The 13,891-nt window shown below is 36.9% G+C and carries 11 protein-coding genes; 5 read left to right on the top strand and 6 right to left on the bottom strand.

Annotation, left to right across the window (positions count from 1 at the left end; genetic code table 11):
* Window positions 1-148: 148 nt before the first annotated feature.
* Window positions 149-958 (bottom strand): sulfurtransferase, encoded by an 810-nt coding sequence (locus AC3WSK_RS05045; RefSeq protein WP_079560037.1) that lies wholly within the window; start codon window positions 956-958, stop codon window positions 149-151.
* A gap of 10 nt (window positions 959-968) precedes the next feature.
* Window positions 969-4,580, bottom strand: coding sequence for a dynamin family protein (locus AC3WSK_RS05040; protein WP_492412769.1), 3,612 nt, complete (start codon window positions 4,578-4,580; stop codon window positions 969-971).
* A 563-nt stretch (window positions 4,581-5,143) separates the two neighbouring features.
* On the opposite strand from AC3WSK_RS05040, the gene AC3WSK_RS05035 reads away from it, so the two are divergent.
* Window positions 5,144-5,563, top strand: a complete 420-nt coding sequence (locus AC3WSK_RS05035; protein WP_492412767.1) for a DUF4183 domain-containing protein — start codon at window positions 5,144-5,146, stop codon at window positions 5,561-5,563.
* Between the two features lie 205 nt (window positions 5,564-5,768).
* Here AC3WSK_RS05035 and AC3WSK_RS05030 read toward each other — a convergent pair whose 3' ends face one another.
* Entirely contained in the window at window positions 5,769-6,383 is a 615-nt protein-coding gene (locus AC3WSK_RS05030; RefSeq protein WP_492412766.1) for a pyroglutamyl-peptidase I, read from the bottom strand.
* A 582-nt stretch (window positions 6,384-6,965) separates the two neighbouring features.
* On the opposite strand from AC3WSK_RS05030, the gene AC3WSK_RS05025 reads away from it, so the two are divergent.
* The 4 genes from AC3WSK_RS05025 to AC3WSK_RS05010 all read left to right on the top strand — a co-directional run bounded on the left by AC3WSK_RS05025 (window position 6,966) and on the right by AC3WSK_RS05010 (window position 10,071).
* Entirely contained in the window at window positions 6,966-7,421 is a 456-nt protein-coding gene (locus AC3WSK_RS05025; protein WP_079560033.1) for a chemotaxis protein CheX, read from the top strand.
* A gap of 357 nt (window positions 7,422-7,778) precedes the next feature.
* Window positions 7,779-7,901 (top strand): hypothetical protein, encoded by a 123-nt coding sequence (locus AC3WSK_RS05020; RefSeq protein WP_255505077.1) that lies wholly within the window; start codon window positions 7,779-7,781, stop codon window positions 7,899-7,901.
* A gap of 30 nt (window positions 7,902-7,931) precedes the next feature.
* The gene (locus AC3WSK_RS05015) at window positions 7,932-8,426 is read left to right on the top strand and encodes a cupredoxin domain-containing protein (protein WP_079560032.1); all 495 of its coding nucleotides are present in this window, start codon (window positions 7,932-7,934) and stop codon (window positions 8,424-8,426) included.
* Window positions 8,410-10,071, top strand: coding sequence for a b(o/a)3-type cytochrome-c oxidase subunit 1 (locus AC3WSK_RS05010; protein ID WP_079560031.1), 1,662 nt, complete (start codon window positions 8,410-8,412; stop codon window positions 10,069-10,071). Before AC3WSK_RS05015 ends, AC3WSK_RS05010 begins: the two co-directional genes overlap by 17 nt.
* A gap of 59 nt (window positions 10,072-10,130) precedes the next feature.
* On the opposite strand, the gene AC3WSK_RS05005 is transcribed toward AC3WSK_RS05010, so the two are convergent.
* From AC3WSK_RS05005 to AC3WSK_RS04995, 3 genes are all read right to left on the bottom strand, one after another.
* The gene (locus AC3WSK_RS05005; protein ID WP_492412764.1) at window positions 10,131-11,627 is read right to left on the bottom strand and encodes a carboxypeptidase M32; all 1,497 of its coding nucleotides are present in this window, start codon (window positions 11,625-11,627) and stop codon (window positions 10,131-10,133) included.
* A gap of 492 nt (window positions 11,628-12,119) precedes the next feature.
* Window positions 12,120-12,560 carry a DUF1453 family protein gene (locus AC3WSK_RS05000; protein ID WP_079560029.1) on the bottom strand — a complete coding sequence of 147 codons (441 nt, stop codon included), beginning with the start codon at window positions 12,558-12,560 and terminating at the stop codon, window positions 12,120-12,122.
* Window positions 12,561-12,861: 301 nt separating this feature from the next.
* Window positions 12,862-13,875 (bottom strand): serine hydrolase domain-containing protein, encoded by a 1,014-nt coding sequence (locus tag AC3WSK_RS04995; RefSeq protein WP_492412762.1) that lies wholly within the window; start codon window positions 13,873-13,875, stop codon window positions 12,862-12,864.
* Between the last annotated feature and the right edge of the window lie 16 nt (window positions 13,876-13,891).

Here is a 13,891-nt window from a genome sequence, read left to right as displayed (position 1 = left end):
TCCATCACCTTTGCTCTTCTTTCCGCCGCTCTTACCTTTCTTTCCTTCACTTCGGCTTTTCTTTCCGTCGTTTCGACCGCTTTCCACCTTTTCCACTCCAATAAAAGCAAAAAACGCCCACCAAAGTGAGCGTTTCTTCTATAATCTTTTATTCATTTGTCCCTTTTTCAACGTCATATTGTGTAATCCAGTCACTATAGCTACCTACATACAGTTGAATATTTTCGTAGCCTTCATCTGCTAGCACTGCATACAATGGTGATGCTGTAACACCGCTTCCGCAGTATACCACAACGTGCTCATCACGAGTAACCTTGCTACGTAACGCATCATTCGCTTGTAAATGACCGTCTGACTTTAACTGCTCCCAGTCAAAGTTTTTCGCAGTTGGAATATGCCCTGCTACCTTATCAAGAGGCTCCATCTCACCACGATAGCGAGCTGCGGCACGTGCATCTAATAACGTAGCATCGACTTCTCCATCTACAATAGCTTTCACAGCTTCACGTGGAGCATATAGTTCATCTCGCCAAACAAATTCGATTGTAGTTGGTGGATATTTGATAATGTCTTTTGTGAAAGGTATTTTCTCCTCAAGAGCCGGTGCGCCACCATTCACAATTACGACATTCGGAAAGCCTGCATAATTCAGCATCCACCAAGCACGTGGGGCAAATGGAGCAGCTCCTTGGTCGTAAACGACAATTTGATCCTCATAGTTTAATCCCAATCCTTGAAATACTGCTGATAGCTTTTCCTTATTCGGCATGGGATGGCGACCATCACTGGATCCCATATCAGATAAATCTTGCTCTAGATCGATATAAATTGCTCCTGGTGCATGTCCTTCTTCAAATGTTTTGCTACCTGCCTCTTTCTTTTGTAAATCAAAGCGAGCATCTACGAAACGGACTTCATCAAACTGAATTTCCTCAACTGATTTGAATACTTTTCCCAAATGAATCACCTCATGCGTATTGTAATTGAGCATAAATAGCTTTCCAAGAAGCTAAACGACTTTCTTCCTGAAGTGCAAGTCTTTCTGTTGCAATTTGTTCAAGCGCCTGATGATAAATATGCAGACGTAATTTCTCTGCTTCCTCTGCAATATAGGTAATCGCCCATGCCATGAGAGATACTTTTTGTGAATCTAAATAATCTTGCGCATCTGGTTTTGTTAAGACCTCTAACGCCTCACTTAACTTCACTTTTTCATTCTTCTCAAAGAATGCCTTTTGATTACGGAAGTGTGATTTCACACCTGAATATTTAGTGATACCTGTAAATGGCACTTCAAAATCAAGTAAATCTGGCTCAGAAGATTCAAACGCTAAAAACGAGAAACTTCGATTTAATTCTTTAAGCTCACGCACTTCATCTTTAAAGCGCAGTTGCATTTTTTTACTAATAAACTGTGATAAACGGAAGTTTGTTACACGCATTTCTTGTGTAAAATCAAATCGTAAACTTTGCATTACTTCCTTTAAAGCATGCTCTAATGCTTGCTGAACCGGCATTGCTGCAAATGTTGACGGATTGTAGCCTTCCTTAAAGAACTCTGGGTAACGATAGTACACACGCTGAAGAACATAATACAGTAATTCATCAAGCTCTTGCTTCGTTTCACTTTCTACCATACTTGTATTAAGCGAATTGAATTTCGATTTCACATGTTGTTCAAGAGTTGTTAATTCCTCTAAACGCTCATCCTTACGTTTTAAGTTCTCTTCTGTTTGCGCAATTAAGTCACCTAAACGTTGCTCCGTTTTATCGACTTCCTCTGCAAGTGCCTGAACCGCCAATGCACTTAATTCATCATTTAAGAATGTGTGGAAAGAATCCTCGAAAGGTGGCATACCAGATGTTAAATCCGCACCCTCTACTTTTTCCTTTAATGCTAATAAGCTAGACACACCGTAAAGTCGTGGGAAGCGAATGCCAAAGCGTTGTAATTCTGAACGCACATAGCCTTTTACATCTTCCTGTTCTTCTTCTGTTGTCGCTAAATCAATCGCATTGACGATAAAGAACATCTTATCAAGCTCGAAGGCATCCTTCACACGACCAAGCTGGATTAAAAACTCACGGTCCGCTTTAGCAAAAGCATGATTATAATAAGTAATAAACAAGATTGCATCAGCATTACGGATATATTCAAATGCCACACCTGTATGACGCGCATTTATAGAATCTGCTCCTGGTGTGTCAACAAGTGTTACACCCATGCGTGTTAACGGACTGTCATAATAGAAATCAATATTATCGACAAAGCATGATTTATTTTCCTGCGCAACAAATTTTTCGAACTCTTCACGGTTTACACGTAATACTTTTCCAAGCTCAGACTTAAATGATGGGAACCCTTCTTTATATGCGCGAATAAATGATTTATGCACATTTAAGCGTTCGTCAGATAATTGCACCGCAAGTCCCTCATCTGCACGATTGAATGCTTCTTCTAACGAAGAAACCGATAAACCAATCGCTGCATATGAAGCTTGAATATCTTCTAGCATTTGGTCAGCTGTCTTTAACTGTACATCTGCTGTTTCATGCGGATGATCTGGTGACACAGGACGAATTTTATTAATAGCCGCTGTTGTCGGGTTTGGTGATACAGGTAAAACCTTGGCACCCATTAACGCATTAGAGAACGAAGATTTCCCTGCACTAAATGCACCGAAAAGCGCAATTGTGAAATCCTTTTTCTGTAAGCGTTCTACTTTATTTTCTAAGTAAGTTGCTACCTCCGCAAAGCCCTGTACATCTTTTACAGCAGTTGCCGTGTGAAGTGCACGCTTCACTACACCTTCAATAGGAAGACTTGTTGCACTAACTGCCTGCTGTGCCTCTTCCTCAATTAACGCTTCCTCTTTTGGCTTTAACATCGATTCGTCAAATAATCGAATATCTGCTAAATCTTGCTTAAAGGCATGTTCCCAATTTGTCAGCTGTTGATTTGCTATTTTACGTATTTCATTGCTTGCCTGATGCATAATACTTGCACTATATTGCTGATAGCTCTCGATTTCAAGCACTTCTTGAATGGCATCAACTTTCTCTTGCATCCCTGCCATTTTTAATTTAGATGGAGCAGCCGTTTCTGTAGCTACTGCTTCCAAAGTTGTTGCTTGCGCATCTTTCCACTTATCAGTTTCCTGGATGTAGTAGCGCTTAGTCGCTTCTGCCACACGGTTGGCAAAATTCAACACAGCATCTCCTGTTAAAATTGCGCCAACTTGTACCTGCTGCTCTATAAGGGAGAAAGGTAAATCAAAGGCGTAGGCATCAATAGTTGTAGCACGTTCTTCATTTAACGCACCAACATCCTTTATCACCTTTTTCATTAGCCCTTTTAAATGTCCAGTAATTTGTGCATGAACAACATTTTGATAGGCACTATAGGCATCCTCTTTACGGCGGTTACGCTCTTCCACTGTTTTTTTCTTAGCAGTAAATAAGCCCCCTACCTTGAAACCTTCCTGCTGACTTTCTAAATAAAGACGTAATTTATCGCGTAAATCTGCTGGCATAATTGCTGCATTCGCAAGAAGTTCTTTACGTTGCTCTTCGAACATTTCATTCCATGCCTCAACTGAGAACAATTCAACTTGACGATTTAGCTTATTGTACTGCTCTAAAATATCCTTATGGTTTGCCCAGTCATCGGCACTTAATACATCTTCATCAATGTCTAAACGATCCTGTCTTTCTTCCGTTAAATAATTGTCATGCTCACTTTGTAATAAACGCAATGTATTTGATGCAGTTTGTACAAGCTGCTCCTGCCAATCATTCATACTATCCATAACGATTTTCTTTACAACCGCAAAATCGTTATTAGGGTGCTCCGGCTCTCTTAATGAAGTGAAAAATACGCCTTTTGGTACTACTCCCCAAGCTGCAAAGGAATTGTGAACAGTTGCTTTAAATTCCTCAAAGCTTAATTCATTTTCCTTATGTTTATCAATCATGTTAACGATTAAATAAACGTTTGGATTGTACTTCATTAATTGCTTTGTAAATTGAAAATTCAATTCCGATTGCACGTGATTGTAGTCCATTGTATAAAATACGATATCAGCAATATGAAGAGCAGACTCTGTTGACATACGGTGTGCATCATCTGTCGAGTCAACACCTGGCGTATCCATAACAGTGACACCTGGTGGTAATGTCGATGTACTATGACCAATTTCAATTTGTGACACTAGGTCCCCATTTTTACTAAGTTCTTTAACTGTTTTAAAATCATATCCTGCTTCGAATTTTACAGGCTTTTCATTATGCATATAGACAATCGCAAAGTCTTCTTCTGATTTATGGACTTTGACGATATTTGCACTCGTTGGAATAGGGCTTGCCGCAAGTAAATCTTCACCAGATAATGCGTTAATCATACTCGATTTACCAGCAGAGAAATGGCCTGCAAAGCCAATAACGTATTCTTTTTGCTGTATTTTACGAGCAAAAAGTGATGTCTTATCCATACGCTCTGTATCACCATTATGCTGATAAATTATGTATTGTAACGAAGCCTGCTTTAAAAGCGCCTCCAATTGTTGTTCAAAATCTTTCATAAAAACCAGTAACCCCTTTATTCATATTAATCAATTTCGCCTTGGCGTAATTGCGTTCGGATTTTTAATTGTGGAGCACAATTCACTCCTCTAAAAATCCGTGACATCCGCCGGAGGCTTTATCTTCAATCAGTGATGTTTGGGAAGGAACTATATCCGTATTCATCTTACAACTTCAAAGGAAGCAGTTTTTACGAATGAAGATAGTCATAAATAATATTCTACCTTATTCGACAAGCAAAGTATAACACTAATTTACTATTAAAAGCATATATATCAGGATTTCAGACGCCATATTCATCCATATCGTCCTGTTTATTTATAAAATTAAAGCATTATAGGCTCATTATTGCTAGGCAATGATGTTTGTTAAAACCTTATACTAGGAAAACGCCCAGCCTGAACAGAAATCACCCACATGTTATTTTCTATTTGCAAAAATGGATGTCCAACTATTCAACTAATAATTTTCTTCATATTTTAAAGTAAGAAAAAAGATTGGTGTGCGATTGTAAATCTAATAGTGAATAGATAAGTACGAAGTTAAATGGAGTGATAAACTTATGGTGAACTTTAGGAACCAACGGAAAATCGAGCAAGAATGTGAGTGTGAAGATCGATTTATTTGGCCACGTATAAAAGCTAGTACCATTCCTTCGGAAGACCCTCCCCCAGTTGTTGAACCTAGTAGAAATATTATTCCAACAGTAAATAGATATTTCAATATTGTTACATCGGATATTGATTTGACTAATGGGGCGACTCTATCAGCTAGCCAATTTTGGAAGGATAATGGGAACCAAGCAACCGAATTTATCATTTTTAATCCGAATGGCTACGTTAATCTTTATATCAATGCCGTCATGCAAGAAGGTGGAATTTATACCTTAACTCCAACCACGTTAACCTTAAGTCCAAGTAATTCAACAATTTATAGTGGTACTCCAATCATCATAGAATCAATAGGGTTTTCAACACAGTAATATAAAACCTTGAAATAGGTACTTTATCTGCCTAGACACTGTATTAGTGATAGAATAAACGGGAGTACGTTGATATCAAATCAATCCTACTATCCAATAATTTGTTTCATTACTTATCTAACTAAAAATGGATGACCTAAAATGATGATTATCATTTTAGGCCATCCATTTTACTTCTTTATTTATCCCCATCGTTTGAGGAAAGTCAATCATTTGTTACACGAATTGTCTCCTCGATACAGAGCCTAATACATGTGATTAAATCTTGGATATTCCATCCCGGTATTTTCCCATGTTGAATCGCCAAATCAAATGACGCAGGAATATGAATAAATCCAGCACGGACCTCTTTATGTTGCTTCGCGTAAACAAGCCCTTCATACATAATATTATTACATAAATAGGTACCCGCCGTATTTGAAATCTCCGCTGGATATCCTTCTTTACATAATCGATTTACCATATTTCTAATAGGTAGATTCGTGATATAGGCATCTACACCATCATCATAAATGCTCTCATCTACTGGTGTATAACCATCATTATCTGCTTCCCCATCTTTAATATTAATCGCAATTCGCTCTGGCGTTATTTTAAAACGCCCTCCAGCTAATCCTAATGAAATAATGATTCGTGGCTTAATCTCAGCAATATATTGTTTCAGCTGCTGAGCGGATTGCTGAAAATCTACAGACAATATGCGTCCTTCAATTTCATAGCCATCCATCTTTTCTCCATTTAATTTTTCTACAATTTGCATCGTTGGATTTATTTTATATTCAAGAAATGGCACAAACCCTGTTAATAATATCTTCGTCATTTTTTTCACCTAATTTTCTATAGGACGTCGCTTGATTGCCTATCCATTTTTATTTTTTGATACCACAGTTGCCAGAACGACCATTAGCATCAGATAAACATTGTATGAAGTTAATGTCTTATTAATAGCCTCGTAACCATACTACAAAAAAATAATTCTCATTTTCAACATTTTTCAAAAAAAACAAATAATTATCCTCTTTATTTTCTCTAAAGTATGTAAGATAAATATTTTCGTAAAAAAAAGCATGATCTCTAAATTGCTTAGATCATGCTCTACTTTAATAATATTGTCGTTATTGTTCATTCTCTTATTTTAAATGCGCAGTCGCCTGTTTCATAACGTGTTTCCCTACTCCAATATAGATAACCACTACCGTTCCAATCAATACGAATGTCATCGCTAACCGCTCCTTTTTTATAAAAATTTGTATTTTAAAAAACTTAATCGTCCATTTAATGTTTTTGAAAATCATTCTCATTAATATAATATAAATTTCCCATTAATTCGTCAAGACATACTTTCATCTTACCCATTTAACATGGTAAGATGTAGAAAAGTCGGAAAAAGGATGCGGTAAAAATGAGTAATTCGAAGTACTTTCAAACTATTTTAAATGGGACAATCCACGCTTTAAAATCGATTCTACCTATGGAGATAGACGTGAAAACGCCGAGTATTATTTCTGAACCATTTCAACAACAGCAAATGGGTGTTTTAATTGGTTTAATAGGAGATTTAAAGGGTCGAGTAATCATTGATTCGTCTCCAGAAACATTTAGTGGCATCGGCAATACGATGTTTGGTATGCCTCTCGAAGGAGAAATGTTGGAATCCTTTACAGGGGAATTTGGCAATATGATTGCAGGGAATCTATGTACTACCGTCGGACAAGAAAGCTTAGAAATTGATATCACACCACCAACAGTGATGGTTGGTAACACAAAATTATACGGCTTTGAAAAGGCCTTTATACTACCTGTCACAATTCCAAGCGTCGGTCCACTGACAGTTCTTTTAACAATTGAAGAAGAATAGAATTCTAGAATATCGAACTGTTCAATTTATACATCCTATGCCTCTACATCAAACAATTATGATCACGCTTTATCATTCTCTTTAATAAACGATGAATGCCCCATAAGGCTCAAGTCCAAATATCATATAGTAAAATTTCTTGAAAAATAATAGATTTCAATAAAAATCACTTCATTTTCAACCGAAATGCGGCCATCTCAATGACTATTGAGATGGCTTTTTTTTATTTCCTCCTCAATTTTTCACATTTTTTTCACATTATTCGTCAAGATGTGTGATTTTTTTCACATCAAAAAGAATTTTATTTATATATCATGGCAATATGAAAGACACACTAAAAGCGAAGGAGGAGCAAAAATGGCAAATAAAAAAAAGTCAGATGAAAATTTAAAAGGTTCACTCTATGCGGTATTTGGAGTAGGAATCATTATTATCTTACTTTGGGTGTACTGCTTCGATTTGTTCATCAATCGTTTTTAATCTACTAAGAATAAGAAAGGACAGAGACATATGCACTTACATAAGTATGAGAAATACTGGCTTGTGTTTGGAGTTACTACTTTAGTAGCATTCCTTATCATTCTCGGCATCGGTGCATTTCATCAAGGCTCACATCCGAACAATGGTAAAAAAACACTAGATTATGAGAAAGTAAATGAATTCCCTCCCTTCGATAATCCTGGTGTTCACAAAGTAGAAGGTAAGGATTGGGACTATGAAGTGGTTGTTTTAGCATCAGCATTTAATTACAATCCGCCAGAAATAGAAGTCCCTCTAGGAGCTAAGGTGAAATTTATCGCAACAAGTGCGGATGTCATGCACGGTTTTGAAGTTGCAGGTACAAATATTAATATGATGCTTGAACCTGGTTACATTTCTGAATATGTGACAGAAGTAAATAAAGTAGGAGAGTTTTTAATTGTATGTAATGAATACTGTGGTACAGGACATACGATGATGCACTCTATGCTAAAGGTGGTGGATCCAAATGAGTCTCAAAAATAATTTGACAAAAGTGGATCGTCGTGATGCGAAGCTAGCAATGGCACATATATACGTGGCATTCATCGCATTATTATTAGGGGGTCTTGCAGGTTTATTGCAGGTTTTCGTTCGTTCTGGTCAATTTACATTACCAGCAGGCATTGGTTACTATCAAGTTTTAACTGTACATGGTGTTTTACTCGGTCTTATTTTAACAACATTCTTTATTTTCGGTTTCCAAATTGCCAGTGTTAGCCGTACATCAGGAACTTTTTCAAATGGACAACGTCGCCTTGGCTGGATCGGCTTCTGGTTAATGACTATCGGTACAGCAGCAGCTGCAGTAATGGTTCTATTGAACGAAGCATCTGTTTTATATACGTTCTATGCTCCACTGAAAGCTCACTGGATTTTCTATTTAGGCCTTACATTAGTCGTTGTTGGTTCTTGGGTTGGCGGCGCAGGTCAAATTTTACGATATGCTCAGTGGCGTAAAGAAAACAAAGGTAGCGGACAACGAAGCCCATTACTTTCATTTATGGTTGTTGTCAATAATTTAATGTGGTTCGTAGCAACTCTAGGTGTAGCTGTTTCTGTTCTATTCCAGTTACTTCCATGGTCCTTAGGCTTTATCGAACGTGTTGATGTAGCACTTTCCCGTACATTATTCTGGTATTTTGGTCATGCTCTTGTGTATTTCTGGCTATTACCAGCTTACATGGTTTGGTATGTCATTATTCCGAAGGTTATTGGCGGAAAAATTTTCTCTGATTCTTTAGCAAGACTGTCATTTATGCTGTTTTTAATATTCTCTGTACCAGTTGGGATCCATCACCAATTAACAGAGCCAGGTATTGATGCTACGTGGAAATTCATACAAGTTGTTTTAACATTTGCCGTAATCGTACCATCTTTAATGACCGCCTTCTCGATGTTTGCAATGTTTGAATTACGCGGTCGAGAATTAGGTGGAAAAGGGCTTTTCGGCTGGTTTAAAAAATTACCATGGAAAGATGCTCGTTTCTTCGTGCCATTTATCGGTATGTTAGCATTTATTCCTGGTGGTGCAGGCGGTATCATCAATGCTTCTTATCAAATGAACCAATTAATCCATAATACTATTTGGGTTACAGGACATTTCCATTTAACAATTGCAACAACAGCCGTATTAACTTATTTTGGGGCGGCATTTTGGTTAATTCCGTATTTAACAGGTCGTACGCTGACTAAATCTTTAAACAATCTTGGTAATTTTGCCGCTATTTTATGGGCGGTAGGTATGACAATTATGTCTTCTGCTATGCATATTGCTGGTCTGATTGGTGCACCGCGTCGATCTGATTACTCTGAGTATGGCGGAGCTCAGCAAGCTTATGATTGGATTCCTTATCAAATCGCTCAAGCTGTTGGTGGCACAATTCTATTCATCGCCATCATAATCATTCTTTATATTGTGGTGAAATTAGCATGGTTTGCACCAAAAGGCGAAGAGGAATTCCCTGTTGGTGAGGTACATGAAAACGGTGGTACGACACCAGCTATTTTAGAGAACTTTAAAGTATGGCTAGTTATTTTAGTTGCATTAATTTTATTTGCTTATACTATTCCAATTATCGATATTATTTCTAATTCTCCACCTGGCTCTAAAGGCTATAAGCTCTGGTAACAATATTTTGCATCTTCATAAAAAGCGATTTCTCTATAGTAGAGAAATCGCTTTGTCCTTTAAAGTTGATATAGCTTCGTATACTTTTCTTGTAAATAATTTGCTAAATATTTGGCGTTTAAGCCTTCCCCTGTTGCCTCTTGTAACAATTCGAACGGTTTCTTCAGCGCTCCGTATTGATGGACTTTGTCTGTTAACCACTCACGAATTGGAAGAAGCTCACCTTTTTCTAATAACTCATCAAAGTTTGGAATATCTTTATCCATTGCATGTTTCCATTGTGCAGCGTAAATCATTCCTAAAGCATAGGATGGGAAATAACCAAACATGCCCCCTGACCAGTGCATATCTTGTAAAACCCCTTTTGCATCTGTCTCAGGGCGAATACCTAAATATTCCTCGTATTTATCATTCCATATTTGTGGAAGATCTTTCGCTTGAAGATCGCCATTAAATAGGTCACGTTCAATTTCATAGCGAATCATAATATGTAGTGGATATGTTAACTCATCTGCTTCAATGCGAATAAATGAAGGTTCCACCATATTAATTGCTCGCAGGAAATCAGTTAATGGTACATCACCAAATTGTGCTGGCGAATGGTTTTGCAGTCGCTCGTAATTATGCTCCCAGAACTTTTCATTCCTACCAACAAAATTTTCATAAAATAAAGATTGAGATTCATGTATTCCCATCGACGTACCCGTTGCTAACGGTAAACCATCAAGCTTCACATCGATATTTTGTTCATACATAGCATGCCCACACTCATGGATTGTTCCAAAAATTGCTGAGCGGAAATCATTTTCATCATATTTCGTTGTAATTCGATTATCTCCATGATTTAAGCCAATCATAAATGGATGCACACTTTCGTCTAGGCGACCTGCATCAAAATCATAGCCAAGTTGTGCTAACATTTCCAATGATAATGCACGTTGAGATTCACGAGGGAAATGTTTAAATAATATGCTTGTATCTGGTTTATTTGGTGAATCTGCAATTTTTTGCACAAGAGAAACGATTGTTTCACGTAACTCACCATAAACTTGATCTAAAACATCAGTCGTCATATCCGGTTCATATAAATCTAGTAATGTATTGTATGGAGAACCGTTTTTAATACCCCAATATTGAATGAATTTCTTCTGCCAGCTTATAATTTCCTCTAAATAAGGTAGGAATAAAGCAAAATTATTCGTCGCTTTTGCTTCTTCCCATGCTGTTTCTGCTTTAGATTGTAGAATGACAAATTCCTTATATTCATCAGCTGGAATTTTTTTATTTTGATCGTAATCTTTACGTACTTTCTCTACTAAACGCAGCGTAACATAATCGAGATCTGCCTTTTGCCCCTCTAGTTCCGTTAGTAACTTCCCTAACTCTTCACTAGTTTGCATCTCAAATAAGGAAGCAGATAATGTTCCAACTACCTCTGAACGTTGAGCTAACCCCTTCTTAGGTGCACCGGTACGCATATCCCAATAAACCACACTCAGTGCTTCTCCGTAGTGCTGCATTTTTTTTACATAGTCAGTAAATTGTTGTACAGTCATGCTAACATCCTCCTTTTCACGCTATTAGTTTATCATATTTTCGAAAATTTTGTATATTATGGACTTTTAGTATTTTTCTAGTTCTACTTAAATTAAATATTGATTCTACAAAAATTTAAGGCTATGTAAAAAAGGATGCATGGGGATAAAGATTCTACTATTGGATTTTCTATAATGCGTTCAGGAGATTATTATGCCACTGCATACTAGATGAGTGGCGATGTCACATAATTATGTGGTTATGTATCTGGCGAAAAATACTTATTGAGGAAGTAGACAAAGAGAATACAACTTTGTCTACATTGACCAAACATGGACAATAGAAGGCTGCATCTATCAAACTTAGGGCCAAATTATTCTGTTAAAATCATTCCTGCAAGAATATGCTATTTTTCACCAAATATACTAGATGACTTTATTAAAGCTGAATACAGAATAATAAATCACTATGATTAGTCTTCGATTTAAAACAATTCTATACTTTATATTGCTTTACTCGCCCATAAGTTGTTTGTATCTCAAGTAGATAATATAGCGACGAGAACAAATACTACCTAGTGGTATGAACATAAGAGCATTTGTTAATGATAGCAATGCATGCTCTCTACTCCAATGACCTACCAGTATCCTTAAAAGAAGAAACCCGAAAAACAAAATAATTCCAGCAATAGAGCTTTTTGTAGTAACGATTCCTCTAGTGTGATTCTTACGAATTTTTTCTAGTTTTCCTTTCCATACTCCTATACCCAATCCAACCATTAAACAACTGATATACATCATAATACTTAAAGGCGTTAATTTAATACTTGAAATAGTAGAAAACACCACACCAATTAACAAAACTGGTATGACCCACAATCGAGCTGGTCTAACTTGTTTCTCTTTTAACATTATAAGGACAATGACAATAAAGACGACCAAGTAGCTAACCATTTCTTTCCCTCACTTTATTTTAAAAGTAAAATTCAACCTCAAACTGAAGATGTAGTGAGCACGACCTTCAGAAAAGGGATCTTTCAATACGCTTCTTCATAATGATAACTTCATCAAATTAGACAATAGACTATTTATTATAGCCTATTGTCTAATTTGATGGGATCAAAATTTTTCCTATGTCATAAGTTGATTGGGGTCGAGACTACGAAATACGTTGGGGGATAGTACCGATGAACTTGAAGCAAGCGTGCATCCACCTAATAGGAAAGGAATTATTCCCCTCACTTGAAATATAAAATTATTGATTATTTATTACAGCCGGGATTATATACTCCTTCATTAACGGCCATCTATCTCGAGGATTCATGATGAATTCTGAACTAATTGCCACAACCATATTCAATTTCGGTATACAACAAATCATATTGCCTCCATCCCCTATTGCTGAATATGTAAATAATCCATCTTCTTGGCGTAGCCACCATAAATAACCGTAATTGTGATAGTTTATCTCCGTGGATTCTCGAATCCATGTTTCTGAGAGGACCCTATTATTATTCCACATGCCATTGTTTATATAGAGGTAGCCAAATCGTGCCATATCACGAGTAGTTAATGTTAGTCCCCACCCACCTGCTGAAAGACCGTTTGGATCATGGACCCACCCCTTGACGTTTTTCCCGAATAAATCATCAAACCCATAGGCATTCATTTCGTAGTTCGGAATTTCTTTCATGCCAAGCGGTGTAAACAAATGTTCATTGGCGAACGCTCGTGCACTCTTGCCAGTACTTTTAGTAAGAATTGCTGACAAGACATGTGCTCCAGCTGTAGAGTATTTAAAAGCACCTAAACCCCCATTTGCACCCATTAAATCAAGTGTATATTTTATCCAATCCTGCTGTTGACATAGCTTATCTAGTGGCTCATGCCAATCCTCAAATGGATAAGGTACTGTCATCGTGAGAAGATGTCGTATAGTAATCTGTTGTTTCTGCTGATCAGAAGCAAACATATACTCTGGGAAAAAATCCAACACCTTTTCTTCAACGCTATTAATATAGCCTTTATCAATTGCGATGCCTATAAGTGCAGAAAGTACACTTTTTGTTACTGATGCTATATGGTGACAATGATCAGAACCTTTGCCATTAAAATATTTTTCATATGCTAAATGACCATCTTTAATAATAATAATGCCATTAATATTGTGATAATCACTTTTTATCGTCTGTTCTAGCTTGGAAAGTTTTTCATTGTTCATATATATGCTTTCAGGTTTTACGGCTTGCCAATTTATTGTTGTTTGCATAGGAACCTCCTAATTA

The organism is Lysinibacillus sp. EB271-A1-10B, from assembly GCF_058791335.1.
This window is presented reverse-complemented; position numbering and strand designations above follow the sequence as displayed.

Bases quoted from the DNA above. Each gene is read 5' to 3' on its own strand.
- AC3WSK_RS04995 (WP_492412762.1), bottom strand. From the start codon at position 13,875: ATGCAAACAACAATAAATTGGCAAGCCGTAAAACCTGAAAGCATATAT.
- AC3WSK_RS05035 (WP_492412767.1), top strand. From the start codon at position 5,144: ATGGTGAACTTTAGGAACCAACGGAAAATCGAGCAAGAATGTGAGTGT.
- AC3WSK_RS05030 (WP_492412766.1), bottom strand. From the start codon at position 6,383: ATGACGAAGATATTATTAACAGGGTTTGTGCCATTTCTTGAATATAAA.
- AC3WSK_RS05025 (WP_079560033.1), top strand. From the start codon at position 6,966: ATGAGTAATTCGAAGTACTTTCAAACTATTTTAAATGGGACAATCCAC.
- AC3WSK_RS05000 (WP_079560029.1), bottom strand. From the start codon at position 12,560: ATGGTTAGCTACTTGGTCGTCTTTATTGTCATTGTCCTTATAATGTTA.
- AC3WSK_RS05015 (WP_079560032.1), top strand. From the start codon at position 7,932: ATGCACTTACATAAGTATGAGAAATACTGGCTTGTGTTTGGAGTTACT.
- AC3WSK_RS05010 (WP_079560031.1), top strand. From the start codon at position 8,410: ATGAGTCTCAAAAATAATTTGACAAAAGTGGATCGTCGTGATGCGAAG.
- AC3WSK_RS05040 (WP_492412769.1), bottom strand. From the start codon at position 4,580: ATGAAAGATTTTGAACAACAATTGGAGGCGCTTTTAAAGCAGGCTTCG.
- AC3WSK_RS05020 (WP_255505077.1), top strand. From the start codon at position 7,779: ATGGCAAATAAAAAAAAGTCAGATGAAAATTTAAAAGGTTCACTCTAT.
- AC3WSK_RS05005 (WP_492412764.1), bottom strand. From the start codon at position 11,627: ATGACTGTACAACAATTTACTGACTATGTAAAAAAAATGCAGCACTAC.